This is a genomic window from Priestia sp. JNUCC 25 (genome assembly GCF_053667915.1).
The window spans coordinates 3,309,402-3,334,172 of the sequence record NZ_CM132211.1 but is presented as its reverse complement, the minus strand read 5'-3'; the positions used below and the strand labels follow the sequence as shown (position 1 = coordinate 3,334,172).

The following is a 24,771-nucleotide window of genomic DNA, read 5'->3' as shown; positions in this document are numbered from 1 at the left end:
CATGGATAAACGTCTTAAAAACCTTAAAAAAACAATGAATCGTGAAGTATTTGCTCAGCTGAAATTTACGGAAAATCATAAGAAAAGCATTCGAGAAAAAATTAAGCAAGAGACTCATAGTGACGAAGAAATTTTGATTGCTATTATGCAGCTACTTTTACAGAAAAAAACCGGCTATCAGTTAATCAGCTTACTACAAAGCCGAGGAATTTTAAACTTTAAAGAAAACGAAGGTTCTTTATATGTCATCCTGCATCGATTAGAGCTAAGAAACTTATTGACGAGCAGTTGGCAAGAAGACGGAGCTAAGTTCTATCAATTAAATAAAAAGGGACGCAAACTGCTCAAAAAAGTGGAAGAGCAGCCATTATCTAACCATTTAAGTTTTAAAGAAATACTAGAGGGGTGAAGGAGTATATGAGTGAACAAAGAAATTCGTTTTTGGAACAAGTGCAATCGCAAATTAAATCAAAAGAAGCCAGAGCATTTGTTTCGGCAGAATTGCATCATCATTTAAACGAAGTAAAAAACTATTGGCTTCAAAAAGGAATAAGTGAAGACCAAGCAGAAGAAAAGGCCGTTACTCAAATGGGAAACCCTATCAGCATTGGTCAAAACCTTAACCGTATTCATCGTCCAAAAGTAGACTGGATGACCTTAATTTTATTTGCAGCAGCCCTCTTTTTGGGGTTTCTACCACTATTGTTTCAAGGGAATATAGCCAACCATCATTTCTCTACGTATAAGGTTGTCTTTATTATCATGGGAGGGATGCTAGCTTTAATTATGATGTTTATAGACTATAGAAAGTTAGCCAATAAAGGGTGGTTATTCTATTTATTAGGTACCTTACTCTTATTATTTCTGACAAAGAATTTTAACACATTTACAGAAGGTCAATTCGTTTTCAAAGTAGGGCCTCTAAAAATTGAAGGTTTAATGACCATTCCTTTTTTCTTTTTAGCATGGGCGGGGTTCTTTCAAAGCAATCGCTTTAAAATGTGGAAATTTCTTCTTTTATTTGTTCTGTCACTGTATTTCTTTTTAGAATTTAGCCTTACAACCCTCTTCATATATGTAATCATGACTTTTACGATGATCTGGTGGAGTAAGTTAAATAAGAAGAAGATAGCGATTGTGTTAGGATCTGTCTTTGCATTAGTTGCTACCTGGGGAGTAATTGGATGGATGACCGTTGCTTATTATCAGAAGAAAAGACTGCTTTCATTTATAAACCCTTATAATTCAGAAGAGTACTTTGATCTTTCAAAGGTTCATCATTTATTTATGGATGCAGGATGGTTTGGGAAACATTTATTGGTTGATCAAATGATTCCTCAAGCAAACACAAACTTTGTATTCCTAAGCTTTACTTATTATTACGGGTGGCTGTTTGCAGCTATTCTTTTTCTAGTTCTTTCTTTAGTTTTCGTCAGAATTGCGTTTATTGCTAAAAGAATTGGTGATTCGTATACTAAACTGCTGCTAGTAGGAGTTATGATAATTTATACGATACAACTTGTTGGTCACGTGGGAATGATTGTCGGATTCTTCCCTATGACAAACATGTCTTTACCGTTTATTAGCTATGGATTAATGCCGGTTCTGTTAAACGCATTCTTAATAGGAATTGTGCTGAGTATTTATAGACGCAAGGATTTACTGTCTACAAACACCGTGCATGCTAATCAGCAATAAATTATAAATTGAGAGACTCTTTTATAAACAAATAATGGATTATTCACTTTGTAAAGACAAACAAAACAAACGCTGGCATTCATTTGTCAGCGTTTGTTTATAGGTCTCTTAACCCTTTGGTGTAGCTGCTCGATTCTCGTATATCTTTTCAATAATTTTATACGTAACTCCAGTTAAAACAGACAGTATTAACACCTTTCCTATAAGGTTAAGACCATAGTTATATTTTAGGTAGTCTAGTAGTACTGCATATACAAAGACGCAGATACCTAATATGACATGTTTCATAAATAACTCCTTTGTCATTGACTTAATACAGCTATATTTTAACGTATAGAAGAGGGTTAAATCGTTAACCCTGTTTTAAAAAAGCTTGTTGAGTGATAAGGTGCAGTCTAAGCCAGTTATTTGCATTCAAAAGAATAGTCATTGGTAATTGAATTATGTATTTCTACTCTTGCTTCTCCGCCGTTATCATAACATTTTGAGGTGAACGTTTTTATCTCTGTACTATTAAAATAGCTAGCACAGTTAATCAACACAGAGACTACTAGTAGTAAAATAAGTAAAACAATTACTATTTCTTTTATTTTGGATTCAACGATAGGTTTAATTTTTTATTCTCCTTTGCAATTTACATTAAAAGCTATAGGCGTAGTAACCATAAAACATAATAAATGTTTAGCTTTCAAGAGCTTGATCTTCGGATAGTCGAAAATCAAGCTTTTATTCTTTAATATAGAAATTTCAATAATCCTATCTAAACCACGATTTTCTTAAATTTTTTAATTTGCCTGTTTTATTCATAGTCAACCGTCGTCCCCGCAAACATAAACGTAATAATTCCTAATACAAAGAACAGCTGAGAAATTACGCCTACTATACTGCAAATCAACCCGGCAATCGCGAGTCCTTTACCGCCTTGATTGGAAGCAGCTATTTGATTTGATGCTTTTTTGTAGAAGATAATGCCAATAATACCTGTAATAAACCCGATGATTGGAATAAAGATGGATACGATGCCTAGAGTTAGAGAAACAATAGAGTTGGTGTTTATTTGAGGTTTTGTATTAGTTTCCAATAGATTCACTCCCTATTAATTATATTTTTCGATTATACCATAAAAAGGAATAATATCCTTTTTGCTAATAAAAGTAGAAATTTTTAGAATTATATGTGTCCCAGTATATTTTCTATACGTCATTTCATCAAACGTATAATGACATGTATAAAAAGAAACCTACTTTTTTGACTCCTATAAGGAAATCGGTTTTGCGGGCTACCTTAGATTAAATGTGCTTCACAAAACATTTAACCTAAATTAAGGAAAATATGATACAATAATCCATAAGGGTGTGAATAAAGTGAAGAAAAAGGATCTTTTATAGGAGATCTTTTTTTATTTGTGATTTCGCTAAATAGGTAAGGCAAGAATAGTACAGGCAGATGTTGTCATACACATTACGGTCATAAAAAATGAACGAAGAAGCAATAAAGCCTTATGTTGTCATCGAATTTTTGTAGTTTACTAGTTATAATTGGTAAAGAATGGTCGTTTTTGTAAATAAAAGGTGATGTTTCGTATCATCAAAACGGTTAAATCTTTGATTTTTATGATTACACCTAACTACTAATAGAGAAAGTGAAGTGAGCAAATGACAAATCTTTTAGAAGTTAGAAACATAGCAAAATCGTTTGGTCAAAATGAGGTTTTAAAAGATGTTTCATTTCATGTACCCCCTGGATCAATTGTAGGATTTATTGGTGACAACGGAGCGGGGAAATCAACGACGTTTAAAGCAGTACTAGGATTAATTTCGAGAGATAGCGGCACTGTAGAAATATTTGGTGAAGACAATTTGAATAAAAATGCCACGATTAAAGAAGATATTGGAGTGGTATTTGATGCGATTAATCTGCCGGTTTCTTTAACTATCAAACAGCTAAACAAAGTCTTCAAAAGTCTATTTAACTCTTGGGATGAAGCCGATTTTTACCGGTTGATTCGTTCTTTTTCACTGCCAGAAGATAAAAAAATACATACGTTTTCACGAGGCATGTCGATGAAATTATCTCTAGCTGTAGCGCTGTCTCACCGTGCTAAATTATTGCTGTTAGATGAAGCGACAGGAGGACTGGATCCTTCGTCTAGAGAGCAAATATTAGATGAATTAAAAGCATTTGTCAGCAATGGCAACAGCGGAATATTACTTTCGTCTCACATTATAAGCGACGTCGAAAAAATCGCGATTCATCTTGTTGTGATTAAAAATGGTGAGGTTTTATTAAATGAAGAAAAAGAGAAAGTTTTTCGGGAGTATGCAATTGCCGTTATGAATGAAGAACAGCTGAACTTACTTCCAGAAGATATAGTCGTGGCAAAAAGAACGTATGATAAATCTATCCCCGTACTAGTATCAGATAAGCATCAGCTGCCAGATAGAACTTTAACTGAACCGATGTCGATGGAAGAACTAAGCGTGCTTTTAACAAGGAGTGAAAGATAAATGAGAGGTCTGTTGTTAACGAACTACTACCTCATTCACCGAAGCTTTTTGACGTACACAGCGCTCGCCATAGTTATTTCTGCGGTCATCTTTTATTTTGCGGATCCTTCATTTTACCGTATTATAGCGATGTTAATTATTTTATTGATGGCAATGCCAGTGCTTGAAGTGATCAAATTAGAAAGTAAGACCGGCTATGACAAATACGTGCTTACTCTTCCGGTTAGTCGAAAAAATGTGGTGCAAAGTCACTATGTTTTTTACTTTTTAATTGTCGTCAGCGGAACCATCCTATCCTATGGTGTTTTTTCAATGTATTCGCTTATTTCCAAGAGTGCAGTAGAGGATATAGTAAATATCGTTGCGTTTGGTACATTTATCGTACTTTTTGCAGGTGCACTTGCTTATCCGCTTCTTTACGTATTCGGGGCAGAGAAATCTGACGGAATAGTACTTGGAGGTGGAATGGGCGGCCTTTTCGTTGCAATTGCTTTACAGGGAGCTGTTGGTTATTTCGTCGAGATATTAGCGGCATCAAGCTTACCGATCGCTTCTTCTTTGCATGTTCCTATCTTATATACTCTTTTTGGGATGGTAATGTATATTGCTTCTTACTTTATTGCGCTGTCTATCTACCGGAAGAGAGAATTTTAGTATGAATTGTTTTTAAAGTAAATACTACAAAGCGTTCTTCAAGGCTATTTATCAACAAATACTTCAAACAAAAAACAGCCACAACATTTGATAAACTAAGCAAACAAGATTTCAAAAATATAACGAATATGATTGGCGATAAAGCTTAAGTGATGAGCACTTTAAAAAAAGTTAATTGTGTCCTCTATGCACATGTATTATAGTAAAAGATGCAGTTTTAAAATGGGAAAGGAGATTATATGGGGAATTTGTTTAAACAGGCTTCAAACGTATCAAAAAACGCTTTTATTGCTACACTGATTTTGTATATCGTTATTGTAGCATCTTTTATTCCGTCAATTGTATTTGCAGGAGCTTTCTTTGCTATAGTAATTAAAATAGCAGCAGCACTTTTAATCTTAGTAACAATCCTAGGAATGATTTATTCGCTCTTCATTAAAGGCGGTCAAAAATTTCTTTTTTTACTGTTACATGCCGCTTCTTTATTTATTGTTTTGTTTAGTATCTCTGCTTTTATGCTCGCTAAAAGCGCTGAGTTGACATAGTGAAGAGGAATTACATATGCAAAAAGGCAGGAGAAATCCTGCTTTTTTATTTTTGTGCAATTTCAAGGTGGTTTGTATTTTCTGGAGAAACGCTGCTAACTATTTGCTTTTCCTTAAAGAGACTTGTTTAACAAGAAAAAAAGAAGAAAAAGGAGATGTTTTAATTTGGAAATATTCATAACCTTAGCAGCAGGTGTGGGGTTTCTTTTCTCTTTTTTATATTCATCCTGTTATAAGTAAAAGAAAGGGGAAACCTTTGAGTGAAAGTGAAAGCCAAAGCTATATATTGAGAGGAGTAGCTGTAGTCGCTCTTTTAGCCAGCTTTATTTTAGGAAGTTACTTTTTATAAAAGAATGATAGATACATAATGTTAAGCGCATCTCTCAATCTAAAAAAAGTGCTTATAAATAAACGATGTACTAAGACTCTCCGCTGAAGGTGACGAGAAAAACTTACACATGATGTAGTGGGTCTAGGCAGGGCATAGAAAGGAGCATAAGATGACGAAAAGGTATAAGCATCTGTTGATTCCCTTTGCTATAGGCTTTTTAAGCTTCGTATGTTTTATGATGTATAGTAAAGCAGCAGGAAATACGAGTCTTCAGCTAAACCAGGCGCTGTTTATTTCAATAGGTATAGGTATTGGTGCAATCCCGGTCTCATTTTTTATAGAGTACCAAAAGAAAAAAGGAAATAAAAAGTTTCATAGCTAATCTATATACCGAATGCCCTCTAGTTGTTTATTCTGTTGAAATAGATGTGATGAAATAGATGTGATGATCTGTTTATTTTTGCAAAGATTGGTATGTTTGCCTTCGTTATTTTACTGCATATTGCCTTTCGAAAACTGGTTTTTTATGCTCATGAAAAACAAAAAACATCCCCAAAAGAAGCAAGCAGGGTATGAATAGGAGGAGTTTTGGTTGTTTTGGTTATTTTGATCATCTTGTTATCTATCCTAAACCTTTTGGAGTTTTATTATGGTGATTAGATATAGAAGTAAAAGAATTGCCTCCTAGCAAGTAGGAGGCAATTCTTAATCGCTGTCTAGGTAAGATAGCTCCGGTTTTAGTTTAAGCTCATGCTACAATCATTTTACTTTCTTTATTAGGAAGGTTGAAAGTCTTAATTAATCTTTCATTTCTTTTTTCGAAGGTAAAAACATTTATCTTTAATTACTCTTACTATACAAGCTGAAATGTAGATGGTACTTATTTTAAAAGGGAGCTTTCTGTTGACTCGGAATATACCAAGTTTGGCATTGTAATTTCAAGGAAATGCTTAATTACTAATGCGCATGCACCCAATTCATATGCCTTTTTTCCAGTTGAGGAGATTAATAATTCACGGTAGTGACTTATAGAGGAAGAAAGGCTGCTCTTAATTTTTTGTATAGAATCTGGGTATCGAGAAAGTAATTCACTATCGATAATTAAAATTTCAGGATTGTAGATATTAATGACATTATTCAAACCAATTGAAAGGTAATGAATAAAATTCTCCATTTCTTGATGGGTTTCAATATCTTTTCTATTAAGCTCTTCTTCAATATGTTTAAAAGACATATTACGAACTTGTTTTCTTTGGGAAAGGTTCTTTAAAAAGCTTGACTCAGATGCATATTTCTCCCAGCATCCTTTGTTTCCACAGGCACAAAGCTCTCCATTTGGTTGAACAATCATATGACCAATTTCTCCTGCATAGCCATCATGACCTTTAGATAATTTGTTGTTTATTAAGATTCCAAGACCTATACCTGAACGAAGCGTTATACATACTAAGTTATCAGATTTATGATGTGTATAAGCTCGTTCAGCAAAAGCTAGTAAATTTGCATTGTTTTCAAGATAAACATTCACCTTTACTGCTGCTTCTAAGTCTTCTTTTAAAGCAATTTCATGCCACTGCAACCTAGGGATGTAGTGAATAATTTCATCAGTGGTAACAAGACCATGTATCGAAATAGCTATACCAATCAGGCCGTATCTAGACATAAGACATTTATCTTTATATTCATTAATTTTTTTTACTAATACACTAAGTATATTTGAGTAATTTGTATCGTGTATTTTGACTTTATCTGAAGAAACTGGACGTCCAAGAAGATTAGAAAGAGTAAATGAGATTTGACCATAATCTAGATCAATTCCTAGTGCATATCCTGCCGTTTCGTTCAAAGATAACATTATAGGCTTTCTTCCAACGTTTGAATAGTCTTGCTGTGTCTCAATAATAATATCTTCTTCAAGTAGACTTGCAACTTGTGCTGAAATAGTAGCTTTTGTTAATGCTGTAACCTTAGACAATTCAGCTCGTGAAATCATTCCTGCCTCTACAATTTTGCTAATAATTAAAGATCGATTTAATTTTTTGATATAAGCTGCATCACCGTTAGGCATAAATATATCCTCCAAATTTTCGTTGACATTGTTTTTTTATTATAGCATCTTCGTGTGGAAAAATATTAATTGTAAAATTTAAAATATTTAATTGACTGAATTTTGTATACATGCTAAATTATTTCTATAATTAATTAGTTTAGTAAACGAACAAATTAATTATAACAGAAAATGAAAGTGTTTACATATCCTTTTAGCCATAAAGTCAATTTTGTTTCCTTAGGAGGAAAATAACATGAAAGAGTTTTTAGCAGACGATTTCTTACTATACACACCTACAGCTGTTAAGTTATATAAATACATTGCTAAAGAAATGCCGATCTTTGATTTTCACTGCCATTTAGACCCAAAAGAGATTTTAGAAAACAAACAATATAAAAACCTTACTCAGCTGTGGTTAGCAGGAGATCATTACAAGTGGCGAACAATGAGAATGAATGGTATAGCTGAGCATTTCATTACGGGAGAAGCTAGTGATTGGGAAAAATTTTTTGCTTGGGCAGAAACGGTGCCCTCTTTAATTGGAAATCCGTTGTACCACTGGACTCATATGGAATTAAAGAATTTTTTTAATATTGATAAAAGGCTTAGCCCGGATACGGCACTTGAAATTTGGAACGAATGCAACGAAAAACTGCAAAGTGCCGAGTTTACACCTCAATCGTTAATTAAGAAATCTAATGTACAATTTATAGGGACTACGGATGATCCTACCTCTACTCTTAAATATCATCAATTGCTAAAGCAAAATTCTACGTTTGAAACAAAAGTTGTTCCAACCTTTCGTCCTGATGGAGCAATGTTTATTGAACGTCCAACTTTTCAGAGATGGATCAAGAACCTTGAACACGTAGCTCAGAAACAAGTAACATCTTTAGCAACTTTAATTAAAGCTCTTAAACAGCGAGTTGATTATTTTCATGATAATGGGGGAAGAGCAGCGGATCATGATATTCCTTACATGAAATACCAAGAGGTGACTCTAGCAGAAGCGGAAATAATTTTTACGAGACGTATGAATGACGAACTTCTTTCACAAGATGAGTTAATTAAGTACCGATCGTTTCTTTTAAAAGAACTAGGAAAAATGTACGCTCACAAACAATGGGTAATGCAACTACACATCGGAGCTATGCGAAACAACAATACAAAAATGAAAAACCTTTTAGGAGCGGATGCAGGGTTTGATTCAATTGGAGAAGCTGATATCGCACGAGGATTATCGGAATTTCTGAATGCGCTTGATCAAGAAGATGCGCTTCCGAGAGTCGTGTTATTTAATTTGAACCCTAAAGATAATCCTGTACTTGCCGCTATGATGGGGAATTTTTATGAAAATGGCGTTCCTGGAAAAATTCAGTTTGGGACAGCTTGGTGGTTTAACGACCACATTGATGGAATGGAGAGACAAATGAAAGATTTTGCTAACGTTGGGTTACTCAGTCATTTTATCGGTATGTTGACAGACTCTCGCAGCTTTCTCTCCTATGAAAGACATGATTATTTTCGTAGAATACTATGCAATTTAATTGGCGAATGGGTAGAGCAAGGAAAGGTTCCCAATGATTCTACAGTTCTGCAAGCGCTGATTGAAAATATTTCTTATTACAACGCAGAGAGATACTTTTTACAACGTTAACATGAATAAAGTTCTTTTTCTTATTACGGATAATTCTAATGTTACAGATTAAAAGAAAGGAGAGAAAAAGATGGGTATTTTGCAAGATTTATTAAAAGATATTCCTATTCCTAAAATGGCCAAGGTACAAGTGGCATTTGATGATACAAAAATTCATGACGTTCAACATGTATTAACGGAAAAATTAAATCAAGAAAACATAAAAAGAAGAATAACACCTGGAATGGAAATTGCCATTGCAGTAGGTAGTAGAGGGCTTGATCAAATAGTCGAAATGACAGCTACCACAGTACAATTCTTAAAAGGACTTGGAGCTAATCCTTTTATTGTTCCAAGCATGGGTAGTCATGGCGGAGCAACTGCTGAAGGCCAGCAAGAAGTTTTACGCCATCTTGGAATAACCGAAGAGAGTGTACAATGTGAGATTCGTTCTTCAATGGAGGTAGTGGAAATTGGACAATTATCCAATGGATTACCTGTCTTTGTAGATAAGCATGCTTCAAAAGCTGATGGAATTATCGTTGTAAATCGAATAAAACCACATACAGCTTTTCGCGGTCCAGTGGAAAGTGGTCTCATGAAAATGATTAGCATTGGTTTAGGAAAACAAAAAGGGGCAGAAGCTTGCCATCAGCTAGGATTTAAATATATGGCTGAAAACGTTCCTGCAATGGCTAAAGTTATTATGCAAGAACTTCCTGTTCTATTTGGCATTGCTAGTATTGAAAACTCATTTGATAAAGTAGCTGTAATAGAAGTATTGCCGTCTGAACAAATTGAGGATAAAGAGACGAATCTACAAATTATAGCTAAACAGCTTTTACCGAAACTGTACTTTGATGAGCTAGACGTGCTGGTTATTGATGAAATTGGTAAAAATATTAGTGGGGATGGAATGGATCCTAATGTCACAGGACGCTATCCAACTCCATATGCTCATGGCGGACCGGCCGTTAATAAGATGGTTGTTTTGGACTTGACTCCCCAAACAGAAGGAAATGCAAATGGAGTCGGAACTGCAGACTTTACAACTCAAAGATTAGTAGATAAAGCAAACCTAGAATTTATGTACGCCAATGGCTTAACTTCAACAGTTGTGGCGCCTACAAAAATACCTACTACGTTACCTAATGATCGCCAAGCCATTCAGGCAGCTATTAAAACGAGTAATATATTAGACTTTACTCAAGTAAAGATGGTGCGAATTAAAAATACGTTAGAGCTAAGTGAAATTGAGGTTTCTGAGGCATTGCTAAATCATATCCATTCTCATCCTCATATGCAACAAAGTTCAGAGCTGTATTCTATATCATTTAATAAAGAAGGAAATTTTTTGAGAGTGGAGGACAGAAATGAAACAATTATTTGATTTAACTAAAAAAACTGCAGTCGTAATTGGTGGAAATAGTGTTTTAGGTTCATCTATAGCGATAGGACTAGCTAATCATGGAGCAACAGTTGCTATTGTAGGACGTAATTTAGAAAAAGCAGAAGATGTAGTGAAGGAAATAGAACGTAATGGAGGAAAAGCAAAAGCTTTTCAAGCTGATGTCAGTGCTCGTGAATCCTTAATTGAAGTAGCTAGTGCAATTGAAAAATGGTCAGGAGGATGGGATATTCTTCTTAACGCTCCTGGTAAAAATAGTGGAACTCCTTTTTTTGAGCTAGATATGGACGAATGGGATGATATTATGGATGTCAATCTAAAAGGGGTTGTACTTACGTGTCAAATTTTTGCTGAAAAAATGATCGAACAAAAAAGAAAAGGCAGTATTATTAATATTTCTTCTGTTTCTTCGACTACTCCGTTATCTAAAGTATTTACGTATTCTGTGTCAAAAGCCGGTCTTAATAGTGTAACGCAATTTTTAGCTAGAGAGTTAGCTCCGAACGGTATTCGAGTCAACGCAATTATTCCTGGATTTTTTCCAGCAGAACAAAATAAAAAATTACTAAGTTCACAGAGGGTAGATTCAATTATGGGACATACACCTATGAAGCGGTTTGGTAAGCCAGAAGAACTACAAGGAGCAGCTGTTTGGCTTTCTTCAGAAAAGGCTTCTAGTTTTGTAACAGGAACGCTAATACGGGTTGATGGTGGATTTGGAAGCATGACAATTTAAAAGTAAGAAGATTGTCAAAGACGGGAGGATAAGAACATGTTGGGCAAAAAATACGAGATTTTAACTTCTATTCTTCGAGATATGGAATCAGTTGTTGTAGCTTTCTCCGGAGGAGTCGATAGCACTTTCTTATTAAAAGTGGCTGTTGAAACATTAGGAAATGAAAATGTGATTGCAGTAACTGCAGATTCGGAGACCTATCCATCAAGTGAACTGGAAGAAGCCAAGGTGCTAGCAAGGCAAATTGGGGTAAGGCATCAGATCATTGAGACATCAGAATTAGCTATTCCAGGCTATTCGGAAAACAACAAAAATAGATGTTATTTTTGTAAAAGTAGCTTATTTGATCATCTGAAGCCAATTATTGAAGAATACCAATTTAAAACGATTGTATATGGTGCTATAGCGGATGATATGAATGAACACCGACCTGGCATGAAGGCTGCAAAGGAAAAAGGAATACGAGGACCTCTACTAGAGGCTAATTTGTTTAAAAAAGAAATTAGAGAGTTATCTCAGCAATTAGAGTTACCAACTTGGAATAAGCCTTCATTTGCTTGCTTATCTTCTAGAATTGCTTACGGTGAGTATATTACGAAAGAAAAATTAACCAAAGTAGAAAAAGCAGAAGCCTATTTAAAAGAGCTAGGTGTTGGTCAAGTGAGAGTTCGAACCCATAAAGAGATTGCTAGAATTGAAGTGGAACCTCAGGATATGAACTTTATTATGGAAAAAAATAATATCATTACTAAGAAATTGAAGGGACTAGGCTATAAATATATTACATTAGATTTGACTGGTTATCAAAGTGGTAGCATGAATCAAGCCTTATCCAAAGTGGAATAGTGACACTAAACTTCACTGAATAAACAATCTAAGGTGTGTGACGAACAATGATAAAAGAAATTTTGAAACAAGTTCAGCAAGGGAAACTAACTGTGGCAGATGCTGAAAAAGAGTTAGCTACATATGAGGATCTAGGTTTTGCTAAGGTAGATTATCATCGAAAAAAACGTCAAGGTTTTTCAGAAGTAGTATTTGGTGAAGGGAAAACAGCCGAACAAATCATTTCTATTATTAAAGCGCTGCAACTGAAAGATAAGTCGGTGCTTGTGACGCGAATATCAAAAGAAAAAGCAAATCAAGTGCTTGAAGCATGCCCAAGTTTTGCATATAACGAGGTAGCAAAAATTCTCTTTTGGAAGGACTCGGATCAGGATTCTTTTTTTGAAGGATATATTGCCATTGTTTGTGCAGGAACCTCTGACTTGCCTGTGGCAGAAGAAGCTGCAGTAACTGCAGAAATACTCGGGTGTAAAGTTCGCCGTATTTATGATGTAGGAGTAGCTGGTATTCATCGACTCTTAAATAATATTGATGAGATTCAAAATGCTACTGTGACAGTGGTAGTAGCTGGGATGGAAGGAGCTCTTCCAAGCGTTGTTGGTGGGTTGGTTTCTCATCCTGTCATTGCTGTACCTACTAGCATTGGTTACGGAGCAAATTTTAATGGATTATCAGCTTTATTAACTATGCTAAATTCATGTTCTTCCGGAATTAGCGTAGTTAATATTGATAATGGGTTCGGCGCTGCTTACAACGCTGCTTTGATTCACCGATTAATTCAAAAAGGAGCTAAACATAATGAGAACGCTTTATCTTGACTGCTTTTCAGGCATTAGTGGTGATATGTTCATTGGTGCACTTATTGATGCTGGAGGAGATTCAACTCTTTTAGAAGAGGAGCTTCAAAAACTAAATATTTGTGAAGAGTATAAATTGAGCTGGAGAAAAGTTGTGAAAAATGGAATCTCTAGTACGAAGCTTGATGTAGAGTTAGCGGAAACAGTTGATCATGCGGATGGCCATCAGCATGATCATAAACATAATCATAAACATGAAGATGTCGACCACAATCACGAACATGAACATACCGACCATCATCACAAGCATGAACATAGCGATCATCACGAACACAGCCATCACCATCACCATAGTCATCGTGCCTACCAAGATATTGTAAAGCTGATCGACGGAAGTCAATTATCTCAAGAAGTGAAAGAAACTTCGTTGAAAATTTTTAGAAAAATTGGGGAAGCTGAAGGTCTTATTCACGGTATTTCTTTAGAAAAAGTACACTTTCACGAAGTCGGAGCTGTAGACTCGATTATAGATATTGTAGGAGCTTCTATTTTGATAAACAAACTAGAAATTCAAAAAATAAAATCATCACCTGTTTGTGTAGGTGCTGGTAAAGTACATATTGATCATGGGATTTATCCAATCCCTGCACCTGCTACTTTAGAAATATTAAAAGGTGTTCCTCTTCAGCAAAGCAATATAAAAAGCGAGTTAACCACGCCTACAGGTGCAGCTATTGTATCAGTGCTTTCAGAAGAATTCTGTACAGTTCCTTCCATGACAGTACAATCAGTGGGGTATGGAGCAGGAACAAAAGATTTTGAAAAACATCCTAATGTGCTCCGAGTAATTATTGGTGAGGAAAATTGAAAGTCTGAAGTATCCTATCTCAAAGTAAACAGGAACTAAAAGAAAGGAGAGACTATTTTGTCTTCACACATTCCTCCTAACTTGGAGCACATCGATCGTAAAATGATAAAAATGGAAGTGAATCTTGACGATATTTCTGGCGAATTACTGGGATATATTATGGACTTGCTTTTAGAGTCCGGAGCCAACGACGTCTTTTACACGCCTATTTACATGAAGAAAAACAGACCAGGTGTTTTACTTCAGCTGCTTTGTGCAGAGGCATATGTAGATAAAATAAAGGAGATTTTATTTCAGGAAACAACAACTTTGGGAATTCGCTATTATCCATTGTCGGTTCACCGGCTGGAACGAGAATTCCATAAAGTAGAAACCGAATGGGGAAGCGTTACAGTAAAAACCGGACTTATGAAAGGTGAAGTTGTACAAAGGGCACCAGAATTTGAAGATTGTAAGTTCATTGCTGAGACTTACAGCGTTCCTTTAAAAAAAGTATATGAACAAGTGTGGAAAGAGTTAAAGAAAAGAGAAAATTGATGCTTTAAGTTTGTGGGCTACTAACTTAAAAAGAGACATCTGAAAGGAGTGTGATAGATTTTAAATATTGAAACATCTATGTCTACTTCTTAATGAAAGGGTTTACAAAAGGGGATTGTAAATGGGAGAAAGAGGGGATAGTTATATGGCATTACCAGTGGTTCCAAGTAAAAGGCCAGTAGTTACGGTTTCTAAAAAGCTAACTTTCAAAGAAAAGATGTCTTATGGTTTTGGTGATATTGGTAACGGACTTATGTTTGATATGGGACAGTTATACCTTCTGAAATTTTATACAGATGTTTTGGGAATCTCTGCTTACTGGGGAGGGCTAGTATTTTTAATTTCTAAAATATTTGACGCGTTTGCAGATACAAGTGTTGGTGCATTTGTAGATTCAAGAACAAATATCTCAAAAAGAGGAAAGTTCCGACCTTTCATTTTATGGGGAACAGTTCCTCTAGCATTAATGACGGTCATCTCGTTTTTGGCTCCAAACTTTTCAGACACCGGAAAGATTGTTTGGGCATTTGCCACCTATATGGGATTTGGGCTAGCCTATTCATTTGTTAATATCCCATATGGTTCTTTGTCTGCAGCGATGACACAAGATCCAATTGACCGTGCATCTTTGGGTTCATTTAGAGCAATTGGTAGTCAAACAGCTCTTCTTATTTCAGGAGTAGTGGTAATTCCTATTGTGCTACAGTTTGCTAATAAAGAAGTCGGGTACATCGTAGCTATATCTGTGATGTCAATATTCGGAATTTTGTTTCATTTAATTTGCTATCGTAATACTAAAGAAAACGTTATTAGAGCCCCAAGAAAAGAAAAGGTGCCTTTATCTAAACTATTCAAAGCATTGTTTTCAAACCGTCCTCTTATTGTATTGTGTTTAGCAGCGTTATTCATGATTGCTTCTTCCAATATTCGCAACGCTGTTCAGTTGTACTATTTGGAGTATAATTTAAAAAGCCCAGAATTAATGGCAATACTTTCCTTTTTGAGTATAGGGCTTGCTGTAGTTGGTTCAATGTTCATTCCGGCAATGGTAAAAAGAATAGGGAAGAAAAATACATTCATGCTTGGGCTTTTAGTTTGCATTGCCTGTGACGTTTTAAATTTTATATTACCAACGAGTACAGTAACGTTTTTAACTGTTTTTTCATTAGGAAACTTTGCATTAGCATTTGCGCTTGGTCTACCGTGGGTAATGATTGCTGATTCCATCGACTATCATGAGTGGAATTCGGGAGAACGTACAGAAGGCATTGTTTACTCAACATACAGTTTCTTCCGAAAGCTTGCGCAGGCTTTGGCAGGTTTTATTCCAGGAGTTGCACTGAGCTTAATTGGGTACGTTCCAAATATTCAGCAGTCTTCAGATACATTGTTAGGTCTTAAGGGGTTATTATTTCTTGCTCCGGCGGCTCTTAATATTATTGGATTAATCATTTTATTTTTCTTTTATAACCTTACAGATAATTTATACAGTAAAATTGTTGCCGACTTGAAAGAGAGAAGCAGCTTTAAAAAAATTTGATAAAAAGTATTTTGAATAGGGGCTACTAAAGACAATATTTATAAACTTTTATTAGGAAGCAGCTTGACACACTATTTTATAATACATGCATAGTAAAGGAGATACCACATGAGTATTAAGGAAAATTATCAATTTACTTTCATAAATGAAACTGATAACATTCTTCAATTTGAACTAGCAGAGAATAACATATATGCGAAAATTATGATACTTGAAACAGATATTATCAGGATTTTGTTTACAGACGGTGAGGAATTACAACTAGATAAAACTTGGAGTGTCGCACCCGGGCAGTCAGATGTTCCATTGGAGGGGCGCAAACGTTTGGATACAAGCGGTTTTTCACTACCAAGCTATGAGTTTAGTAATAATAACGGTGAATGTACCGTAGAAACTTCAGCATTAAAGCTTAATGTTGATTTAAATGGATTTAAGATTAGCTGGTTTTACCGTGAGGATTCTGGGTGGGTGAATTTTGCGAATGACCGAAAAACTCAGGCGTATAATTTTGATGGTTCACTTGGTGAGGGGATCGTTCATTATTTAAAGCGTGATTTAGGTGAACAATATTTTGGATTAGGAGAAAAGACAGGATCAGTTGATAAACATGGAAAGCGCTATCGAATGCAAGCAATTGATGCAATGGGGTATGATGCAGAATATAGCGATCCTCTTTATAAACATATTCCTTTTTACATCACAAGGCATAGAGAAACAGGATTCTCATTTGGGGTCTTCTATGATAATTTGTCCAGTTCAATTTTCGAACTAGGTACGGAACTCGATAACTATCATGAGCTATACAGATACTATCAAGCTAAACAAGGTGATTTAGATTACTATATTATTGGAGGCCCAAAAGTTAAAGATGTTACTCGGAAATTTTCATGGTTAACTGGACAAACAATCTTTCCACCGAAGTGGAGCTTGGGGTATTCTGGATCGACAATGAGTTATACCGATGCTCCAGATGCACAAATGCAGTTAAACGAATTCTTAAAGCTGTGTGAAAAACATGATATCTTATGTGATTCATTCCAATTGTCGTCGGGCTATACGTCAATTGAAGATAAGCGTTATGTATTTAATTGGAACCAATCAAAAATTCCTTCACCAAAAAAGATGGTAAACGACTTTCATGATAAGGGTTTACGTTTATGTGCAAATATTAAGCCCTGTTTATTAAAAGATCATCCCTTATTTAATGAGTTAAAAGAAAAAAAGATGTTTATAACAAATAGTCATAAAGAAGAACCTGAAATGGCACAATTTTGGGATGAAATAGGTGCTTATTTAGATTTTACCAATAAAGAAACCTACGACTGGTGGAAAGGGCAAGTAAAAGAAAAGCTATTGGATTATGGAATTGATTCCACTTGGAATGATAATAATGAATTTGAAATCTGGAGTAAGGAAGCCATCTGTCACGGTTTTGGGAACAATAAAGAGTTTGAACTGATTCGTGCACTTCATCCACTGCTTATGATGAAGGCTTCCTATGAAGCACAGTTGGAACATAACCCTCGGTTGCGTCCTTATTTAATATCACGATCCGGCTCTGTGGGAATGCATCGTTATGTGCAAACATGGACAGGCGATAATCGCACCAGTTGGAAAACGTTAAAATTCAATATCAAGATGGGGATAGGGCTAAGTTTATCCGGTATTTATAATTTTGGACATGACGTAGGTGGATTTTCTGGCCCTGCTCCTGAACCTGAATTATTCGTAAGATGGATACAAAATGGAATTGTTCATCCGAGATTCACTATCCACTCTTGGAACGATGACGAGACAGTTAATGAACCTTGGATGTATCCTGAAGTTCTAGACTCAATTAGAGAATTAATTAAATTTAGAACAAAAATAATTCCATATATTTATAGTGAGTTGCGCGAAACCTCTAATAGCTACCATCCTATTATAAGGCCTACTTTTTATGATTTTGAACATGATGAAACTACCTTTGAAGAAAATGACGACTTTATGCTAGGCGATTCTCTGCTGGTTGCTTCCGTTGTTGAAAAAGGAAAGAAAGAGCGAGAAGTGTATTTGCCAAATAATCCTGGAGGATGGTACGATTTTCATGTTGGAACGTGGTATGAAGGGGGAAAAAAGGTTGAAATTCCTGCACCTTTACACTATACGCCGCTGCTAGCTAAGGCGGGAGCAATCATCCCGATTAATGAAGCAGAAGTAACTTTTTCAACGAAGAATATGGATGAAAGAGGATTTTTATTATTTCCTTGTAGAGGGAAAGGGAAATCTTCTTATAGCTTATATGAAGATGATGGGTTAACAAACGAATATTTGCACACATTTGCGTACATTCATGTTGATATGGAAACTACAGAAGATGAGATTCAAATAAACATTAACAAGGAAGGTTCTTATGAATTGCCTTATAACCAGATTACGTTTCACCTTCCGGAAAAAGAGCAGCGCAAGCTAACTATCAATGGATTAGATCAAAATGTTGGAAAAGGAACATTTAGTTATAATCTGAGCTGTTAATAAATATAATCATTGACCCTATAGCTACTATAGGGTCTAGTTGTTTTTATTTCTACATTTATAGCGCAGTTGAGTAAAAAAGATTTATTTACAGCGATAAGTATCAAAAATTGTATGCCTAGAAGACTCTGTTTCAAGCCTCTACCTAGGGTCTGCGTGAATAAAGACTTCATTATTCCCTCAGTTTATAGCTCTTAAAGTCTTATATCGAGAAAATCGTACCGGTTTTACCTAGCTCTATCTAAAAAATAACTAAAAGAATAAATAGTAAGAATTCTTAAGAAAATTTTAATAACTTGCTAATAAACTTCTAATTTCCTCTTTATTTTTTTGTAAGTTGTCTCCTTTAAAATAGAAGTAATCGAGTAGCCCACCTTATTTTGAACGAATGAAAGTTAAATAAGGTTGTATGACCAAAATACGAATGGGTAACCTCACTACTTAAAATGGAGGCTGATGTAGACTTATGAATCTAGAGGTTTTTCGAAATTACTCCTTGCAGCATTTGAAGAAAGATATACTATCAGGTATTGTTGTTGGCATTATAGCTATACCTTTAGGGTTAGGATTTGCGATAGCTTCTGGAATATCGCCTGTTACAGGACTTTATACAACGATTGTAGCAGGGCTGCTAATTGCTATTTTAGGTGGATGTAGGTTTCAAATCGCGGGACCTACCGGTGCGTTTGTTCCTGTTTTATTAGGGATTGTGTTGCAATATGGCTATGAAAACTTATTAATTGCCGGCTTTATGTCCGGAATTCTCCTCATTATCTTTGCGCTATGTAAAGTAGGAGCTTTAATCAAGTATTTTCCTTCGTCCATTATTGTAGGGTTTCAGTCAGGGATTGCGCTGATTATCTTCAGCGGGCAGATTCCAAACTTCCTTGGGTTACACGCTATTGAAAAATATCAGTATTTTCATTTGAATATAAAAGAGATCTTTGGTAATTTACATTTCATCAACATCTATAGTATTGCTACGGCAGCGATATGCTTACTAACCATTTTAATTGTTCTTTATTTTTCACCTAAGTCGCTTGGGATGTCCTATCTACTCGGAATCATTGTATCAACGGGCTTGGCATCTTTTTTCTTTTCCAATCAGTTTGAAACCATTGGCTCCATTTATGGAGAGATACCTCGCCATTTCCCGGCCCCAGCGTTTCCAGATATAACAGTAGAGCGGGTTGTCACTCTTTTACCTTCTGCGTTTGTGATTGCTGTACTTGTAGGGTTACAGTCTTTGCTGACAGCTCGCGTTGCAGATGAAATGACAAAATCAAAGCACAGCAGCAAAAAAGAACTGATCGGTCAAGGAATTGTAAATATGGTAACGCCGATGTTTTCAGGTATTCCCGCAGCAGGAGAGATTGCAAGAACCGTTACCAATATTAAAAACGGCGCTTCCTCTCCAATTGCAGGCATCACGCATGCTATCTTTGTTTTGATTGTGCTGTTAGTGTTAGCTCCGTACGCTTCATACGTGGCGCTTGCCAGTCTTGCACCAGTTCTAATGGTCGTGGCATGGAATATCAGTAAAAAAGAACAGTTTGCAAAGGTGATAAAAGAAAAATCATTCCATTCATTGGTTTTACTTACGACATTTTCGTTAACGGTGTTTACAAACCTGACGATCGGAATAGCCGTTGGATTATGTTTGTGTGGTGCACACTTTATGATAAAAAAGAGCAAAGAAAAACAAAAGTTATTAAGAAAAACGAGTTAATTTTACTAAGTGAGATGAATGAAGTAATAGAAAAAGGCCTCTAAGATAGAGGCCTTTTTTTCTTTGGTGGAAAATTTTATAGTTATTGACAATCGTTATCACTGACGTATAATATATACAGAGTAATAATTGATAAAGATTATCATTATCAAATAAGAACAACGTGAAAAAGGAGAAGGTTAAACTGAAGAAGCTATTTTTTATACCATTTCTACTTATACTGGCTATTATCGTGAGCGCTTGTGGAAACAGCGAAACGACAAACGGAAAAGATAAGGGAGATACTAAAAGTGAAACAATTACATATAAATCAGAAGCTGGACCTGTCAAAGTTCCTAAAAACCCTAAAAGAATAGTGGCTCTTAGCAACGGCCCTAATGTAATGTCTTTAGGAGGAAAGCTCGTTGGGATTGATGAATGGAGCAGTATGAACCCGCTTTTTAAAGAAAAAGTAAAGGGAGTAGAAGTAGTATCAGAGGATGATTTAGAAAAGATTATGGAGCTGAAACCAGACTTAATTATTGCTGGATCTGAAATGAAGAACATCAAGAAACTAAATAAAATAGCTCCTACCGTTGTCTTTACTTGGGGTAAATTAGATTATTTGAATCAGCAAATAGAAATTGGAAAGCTTTTAAACAAAGAAAAAGAAGCGAAAGAATGGGTGAATGATTTCCAAAAACGCGCAGCGGCTGCAGGAAAAGCAATTCGCAAAAAAATCGGTAAAGATGCGACTGTTTCTGTGATTGAAAGCGGCAATAAAGAGTTTTATGTATTTGGAAATAACTATGCGCGCGGAACAGAAGTATTGTATCAGGCAATGAAGCTAAACATGCCTAAAAAAGTAAAAGAGAAAGCACTTGAATCGGGTATCTATACGTTTTCTTCAGAATTACTTCCTGAGTTCGCGGGCGATTATATAATCTTGAGTAAAAGTACGGATGGCGATAATTCGTTTTTAAAAACAAGTGTGTGGAAGAACATACCTGCGGTTAAGAACAATCGTGTGTTCGAAATTAACACAAAAGCTTCGACCTACAGTGATCCAATAACATTGGAATATCTTTTAGGATTTTTCGAAAAATCGTTTCTTGAAAAATAATAGGTGAGATATATTTTTTATTTGAAAATTAGCACGGTTCTACACGAACAAAGCTTAGATATAAACGGAATGGATACGCCCTCTATAAACTATTATTTCAATTTATAGGAGGCGTATTGTCCGTCTTCATTACTTTCCTTCAAACCAGCAGCGAGCGTTATCAAAAAGCATATGCTGAATCTGCTGTTCCGTTACGCCTTTTCTTTTTAACTCAGGAACGACTTCTTCTAATACAAAGCTCATCGACCATTTTGGAAAACGTTCTTCAATCACGCCTTCTGGAAACCAGTCCATTGTACAGCAGTAGTCTTGTGAGAGAAACATGCGGTTTGAATATCCTTGTTTAGCTAACTCAATAACCGTGTTGTTTCTATTTTCAGTTGAACATTCTCTTGTTAGGCCGTAGCGGTCCATTCCAATAAAAGCACCTTGAGTTAATATGTTTGAAATATACTCAAGATTATCCGTATCTCCCGTATGTCCAATCAGAATTTGATTTGGATTAGCGCCTTCATCCAGTAAGATGTCAAGCTGCTTCAAGCCCGTACCGCTTGCAGGATGTGAATGCGTCATAATCGGCACGCCTGTTTTTTTATGAGCTCGTGCTACAGCGCGCATTACTTTTTCTACATCAGCCGTTACGCCAGGTGCATCCGTAGCGCATTTTAGAAAACCTGCTTTGATCGACGTGTTTTGAATGCCGACTTCAATGTCTCGAACAAACAGGTCTGCCATATAGTCAATGCTTCGAGTTTGAAAATGGGTAGGGATGTAGTTATACGTATAAATTCCTGTGGCTGCGACGATTTGAGTGTCCGTTTCACGGGCAATTCGTTCAATAAAACGAATATCCCGTCCTTGTTCCATCACCGTAGGATCACAGATTGTTTTGACTCCGAGTGCCTTCGCACGATTTACTTGTTCTACTGCTTTTGCAACTTCTTGTTCTTCATCATACAAATGAGGAAACTGCGCATGAACAGATTCAGAACGAACGCGCATATGTTCATGGATTAACGTTAGCCCTAGTTCTGACGTATGGACTGGGCCTGTTACCGAATTGATAAATGTCATAGTACGATTCCTTTCATCATATACCTGTAAATCAAACAGCGAGTGATTAGGTACAGTTTTAATATAATCTGTTTTTATATATAGACTACTGTTATAAAAAACACATATTGCATTATACAATATATGTGTTGTCTTACACAACAGGCGGGACTTTTACTCACTATGACAAAAAATCCTTCTTTCCAAACAGAAAGAAGGACTAGTTATATTGATGATTACCCAGCATTTACGCTGTAATTATCACCGTTTAATTTACGGAATTTCATATAGCTGCCAACTCTCCAAATGACAATATATATAAAAGCTAGTGTCATCGTTAAGACCGCGAAGTCTATGGAATCTAAGCCTTTGAAGTATTGGCTCAAAGCCATTCTTATAAAGATAATGGCGATAATCACATATTTAAAATTCTTATTTGGCTTTGAATAAATAAAGCCATCTTCTCTTACTTCATAGTCTGTTTGGCTAAGCATAATGAGTCCGAATATAGCACCTAGTACACCAGCAATCATCATTTCCCAGTAGGGAGGTAAGTGAAAGGGCTGGCCTGGTATGTGCATCATCTGACTTAGACTAAGTGAAAATGCAATTAATATGAACAAAATAGGAGCTAATATACCAAGTCCATTCCTTTTAATGGGTCTATGTCTCCTTTTAACCCTTCTCCAAATAATGAATCCAATAAGAGCGATAACCAATATATAAATAAATAGCATTTCCATCGTCATGTTTCCTCCTTTTTTATTTCGATGTTCGTACAATCCACTATTTAGTATAAACAATAAAAGGATGGAGATAAAAGTGCATTCTTTCATTTTTACACATGAGAATTCTCATTATTTTTTATGACTGCCGTTTTAGTTTTTTGTATATGCTTCATTAACTGTTTATCTCTTTTTTACCATAATATGTTAGAATTATAGGAAGCGTAGGGTAAATAAATTTTGTTTGCACGCTGTCATAGTTATAGAGGTGAATGAGTTGAGGTTAGGAAATCAATTGCAAAAGTTAAGAGAAGAACAAAAGATGTCGGAAGAAGAGGTTGCTGAGCAGCTGAGTGTATCGGTACAGCACATACATAAGTGGGAGAATAATAAAAGCTATCCTGACATTCAGCATCTTTTAAAATTAAGCGACATCTACGAGACGACTATTGATGAATTTATTAAAAAGGATGCCACATTACAAAACAGAATAAACATTCGTGAAGAAGAAAAAGAGGACGACGATGAACTGTTTCACCCAGGTTTTTATATCGGAATAGGTATTATGTTTCTTGGTACTTTACTTAGCCTGATTATCGGCAATCTTACAATTACGATGGTGTCCAATATCGCTGGAATGTTAATTACTTGTTTTTATAAAGATATCTTAAAACTTTTAAAAGACGTCAAAAAGGATTTTTATGAACAAGGATGAAATAGCAGAAAAACGATGAGGTGTACCAGGTGAAAGAATTGAATTTGAATTTTATGATCATATCTCTTTTATGTTTAGCCAGCTATTACTTATTTCGAGTGGTTGCATACGCTTTAGCAAGAAAGTATGTAGATAAAACGTCTGAGGGAAATGTTTTGAACTGGGCTGTAAATGTACTTGTTAGAGGCGGTAAAAAGATCGAGCTCAGTGATTATGTCACATGGGCAGGATTTTGTGCGTTTTTGTACCTTGTATAATCACAGTAAAACAGTAGAAAGCCATCTCCTTATTTTAAACGGATAGAACGTTGCCTTAAACTTTACTCAGTACTTTCTACGAGCTCAAATGATAAAAGAGTCAGTAACATATAAAATTCTTAAAGCGAATAGTATAGGTTATTAATGAACGCTAAAGGAGAAAGTTGGTTTAGTAATGATTAAGTCAAAACTTTTGTGGAAAGTTATTGGTCTAGAAATCTTAGTCATTTTTTGGTTTGTGGTAAACGGTGCATACGTGAGCATGACGCATCCTACTACACATTATCTTCAGTTTTTAGGAATCGTCCCTTTGGCGATTGGAATAGCATTTTATCTAACAAAAACAAAAAAGTGGCCGCATTTTTTCTCCTTTCAACAAAACATGTCGTTTAGAACGAGAATCTATTTTTAAGCGGTTATGCTTTCTATTTATGGAATCGAAAATCTACTTTATCTGTATCTGTTTCTCATAATCAAGTTAGTGGCTAATTAAAAGAGGTTGAGACAAAAGTAGTTTAGTTGA

The 24,771-nt window shown here is 35.5% G+C and carries 23 protein-coding genes and 1 pseudogene; 19 read left to right on the top strand and 5 right to left on the bottom strand.

Annotated features, from left to right (window positions below; all coding sequences use genetic code 11):
- Position 1: 1 nt before the first annotated feature.
- Both JNUCC25_RS17300 and JNUCC25_RS17295 read left to right on the top strand, forming a co-directional pair.
- Positions 2–409, top strand: coding sequence for a PadR family transcriptional regulator (locus tag JNUCC25_RS17300; protein WP_454222206.1), 408 nt, complete (start codon positions 2–4; stop codon positions 407–409).
- 8 nt (positions 410–417) lie between these two features.
- Entirely contained in the window at positions 418–1,698 is a 1,281-nt protein-coding gene (locus JNUCC25_RS17295; RefSeq protein ID WP_098277728.1) for an FtsW/RodA/SpoVE family cell cycle protein, read from the top strand.
- 108 nt (positions 1,699–1,806) lie between these two features.
- Here JNUCC25_RS17295 and JNUCC25_RS17290 read toward each other — a convergent pair whose 3' ends face one another.
- The gene (locus tag JNUCC25_RS17290) at positions 1,807–1,986 is read right to left on the bottom strand and encodes a hypothetical protein (RefSeq protein WP_078082024.1); all 180 of its coding nucleotides are present in this window, start codon (positions 1,984–1,986) and stop codon (positions 1,807–1,809) included.
- 511 nt (positions 1,987–2,497) lie between these two features.
- Positions 2,498–2,779 carry a DUF4190 domain-containing protein gene (locus tag JNUCC25_RS17285; protein ID WP_013058136.1) on the bottom strand — a complete coding sequence of 94 codons (282 nt, stop codon included), beginning with the start codon at positions 2,777–2,779 and terminating at the stop codon, positions 2,498–2,500.
- Positions 2,780–3,353: 574 nt separating this feature from the next.
- Between JNUCC25_RS17285 and JNUCC25_RS17280 the strand changes: the two genes are divergently transcribed.
- The 4 genes from JNUCC25_RS17280 (at position 3,354) to JNUCC25_RS17265 (ending at position 6,117) form a co-directional block, all read left to right on the top strand.
- A complete protein-coding gene (locus JNUCC25_RS17280; RefSeq protein ID WP_454222204.1) occupies positions 3,354–4,205 on the top strand; it encodes an ABC transporter ATP-binding protein in 852 nt (283 codons plus the stop codon).
- Positions 4,206–4,859 (top strand): ABC-2 transporter permease, encoded by a 654-nt coding sequence (locus tag JNUCC25_RS17275; RefSeq protein WP_078082022.1) that lies wholly within the window; start codon positions 4,206–4,208, stop codon positions 4,857–4,859.
- Positions 4,860–5,098: 239 nt separating this feature from the next.
- Positions 5,099–5,404 (top strand): hypothetical protein, encoded by a 306-nt coding sequence (locus tag JNUCC25_RS17270; RefSeq protein ID WP_029323225.1) that lies wholly within the window; start codon positions 5,099–5,101, stop codon positions 5,402–5,404.
- A gap of 500 nt (positions 5,405–5,904) precedes the next feature.
- The gene (locus JNUCC25_RS17265; RefSeq protein WP_098288142.1) at positions 5,905–6,117 is read left to right on the top strand and encodes a hypothetical protein; all 213 of its coding nucleotides are present in this window, start codon (positions 5,905–5,907) and stop codon (positions 6,115–6,117) included.
- A 498-nt stretch (positions 6,118–6,615) separates the two neighbouring features.
- Here JNUCC25_RS17265 and JNUCC25_RS17260 read toward each other — a convergent pair whose 3' ends face one another.
- Positions 6,616–7,803 (bottom strand): ROK family protein, encoded by a 1,188-nt coding sequence (locus tag JNUCC25_RS17260; protein WP_013058131.1) that lies wholly within the window; start codon positions 7,801–7,803, stop codon positions 6,616–6,618.
- A 235-nt stretch (positions 7,804–8,038) separates the two neighbouring features.
- On the opposite strand from JNUCC25_RS17260, the gene uxaC reads away from it, so the two are divergent.
- The 10 genes and pseudogenes from uxaC to JNUCC25_RS17210 all read left to right on the top strand — a co-directional run bounded on the left by uxaC (position 8,039) and on the right by JNUCC25_RS17210 (position 21,498).
- The gene (uxaC, locus tag JNUCC25_RS17255; protein ID WP_029323217.1) at positions 8,039–9,442 is read left to right on the top strand and encodes a glucuronate isomerase; all 1,404 of its coding nucleotides are present in this window, start codon (positions 8,039–8,041) and stop codon (positions 9,440–9,442) included.
- A gap of 70 nt (positions 9,443–9,512) precedes the next feature.
- Positions 9,513–10,811: a lactate racemase domain-containing protein gene (locus tag JNUCC25_RS17250; protein WP_013058129.1), complete on the top strand. Its 1,299-nt coding sequence runs from the start codon at positions 9,513–9,515 to the stop codon at positions 10,809–10,811.
- A complete protein-coding gene (locus tag JNUCC25_RS17245) occupies positions 10,795–11,565 on the top strand; it encodes an SDR family oxidoreductase (protein WP_013058128.1) in 771 nt (256 codons plus the stop codon). The genes JNUCC25_RS17250 and JNUCC25_RS17245 overlap by 17 nt, the downstream gene beginning before the upstream one ends.
- A gap of 36 nt (positions 11,566–11,601) precedes the next feature.
- Entirely contained in the window at positions 11,602–12,411 is an 810-nt protein-coding gene (gene larE, locus JNUCC25_RS17240) for an ATP-dependent sacrificial sulfur transferase LarE (RefSeq protein WP_057273636.1), read from the top strand.
- A gap of 47 nt (positions 12,412–12,458) precedes the next feature.
- A complete protein-coding gene (larB, locus tag JNUCC25_RS17235; protein WP_013058126.1) occupies positions 12,459–13,229 on the top strand; it encodes a nickel pincer cofactor biosynthesis protein LarB in 771 nt (256 codons plus the stop codon).
- Positions 13,210–14,613, top strand: a pseudogene (gene larC / locus JNUCC25_RS17230) (nickel pincer cofactor biosynthesis protein LarC). The gene larB and the pseudogene larC overlap by 20 nt, the downstream one beginning before the upstream one ends.
- Before the next feature lie 145 nt (positions 14,614–14,758).
- On the top strand, positions 14,759–16,153 hold the full coding sequence (locus JNUCC25_RS17225; protein WP_029323210.1) for a glycoside-pentoside-hexuronide (GPH):cation symporter: 1,395 nt from the start codon (positions 14,759–14,761) through the stop codon (positions 16,151–16,153).
- A 108-nt stretch (positions 16,154–16,261) separates the two neighbouring features.
- Positions 16,262–18,667 (top strand): TIM-barrel domain-containing protein, encoded by a 2,406-nt coding sequence (locus JNUCC25_RS17220; protein ID WP_454222199.1) that lies wholly within the window; start codon positions 16,262–16,264, stop codon positions 18,665–18,667.
- Positions 18,668–19,133: 466 nt separating this feature from the next.
- The gene (locus tag JNUCC25_RS17215) at positions 19,134–20,396 is read left to right on the top strand and encodes a SulP family inorganic anion transporter (protein WP_029323205.1); all 1,263 of its coding nucleotides are present in this window, start codon (positions 19,134–19,136) and stop codon (positions 20,394–20,396) included.
- 184 nt (positions 20,397–20,580) lie between these two features.
- A complete protein-coding gene (locus JNUCC25_RS17210; protein ID WP_454223285.1) occupies positions 20,581–21,498 on the top strand; it encodes an iron-hydroxamate ABC transporter substrate-binding protein in 918 nt (305 codons plus the stop codon).
- A 129-nt stretch (positions 21,499–21,627) separates the two neighbouring features.
- Here JNUCC25_RS17210 and JNUCC25_RS17205 read toward each other — a convergent pair whose 3' ends face one another.
- Together JNUCC25_RS17205 and JNUCC25_RS17200 are read right to left on the bottom strand one after the other, a co-directional pair.
- Positions 21,628–22,572 carry a phosphotriesterase family protein gene (locus JNUCC25_RS17205; protein ID WP_013058118.1) on the bottom strand — a complete coding sequence of 315 codons (945 nt, stop codon included), beginning with the start codon at positions 22,570–22,572 and terminating at the stop codon, positions 21,628–21,630.
- Between the two features lie 215 nt (positions 22,573–22,787).
- Positions 22,788–23,294 carry a CcdC protein domain-containing protein gene (locus JNUCC25_RS17200; protein WP_029323199.1) on the bottom strand — a complete coding sequence of 169 codons (507 nt, stop codon included), beginning with the start codon at positions 23,292–23,294 and terminating at the stop codon, positions 22,788–22,790.
- Between the two features lie 259 nt (positions 23,295–23,553).
- Here JNUCC25_RS17200 and JNUCC25_RS17195 point away from each other — a divergent pair, with 259 nt between their 5' ends.
- The 3 genes from JNUCC25_RS17195 to JNUCC25_RS17185 all read left to right on the top strand — a co-directional run bounded on the left by JNUCC25_RS17195 (position 23,554) and on the right by JNUCC25_RS17185 (position 24,660).
- Positions 23,554–23,991, top strand: coding sequence for a helix-turn-helix domain-containing protein (locus JNUCC25_RS17195; RefSeq protein WP_029323196.1), 438 nt, complete (start codon positions 23,554–23,556; stop codon positions 23,989–23,991).
- 29 nt (positions 23,992–24,020) lie between these two features.
- On the top strand, positions 24,021–24,248 hold the full coding sequence (locus tag JNUCC25_RS17190; RefSeq protein WP_078082014.1) for a hypothetical protein: 228 nt from the start codon (positions 24,021–24,023) through the stop codon (positions 24,246–24,248).
- Positions 24,249–24,423: 175 nt separating this feature from the next.
- Complete coding sequence (locus JNUCC25_RS17185) at positions 24,424–24,660, top strand: hypothetical protein (RefSeq protein WP_029323192.1); 237 nt, start codon at positions 24,424–24,426, stop codon at positions 24,658–24,660.
- Positions 24,661–24,771 lie beyond the last annotated feature (111 nt).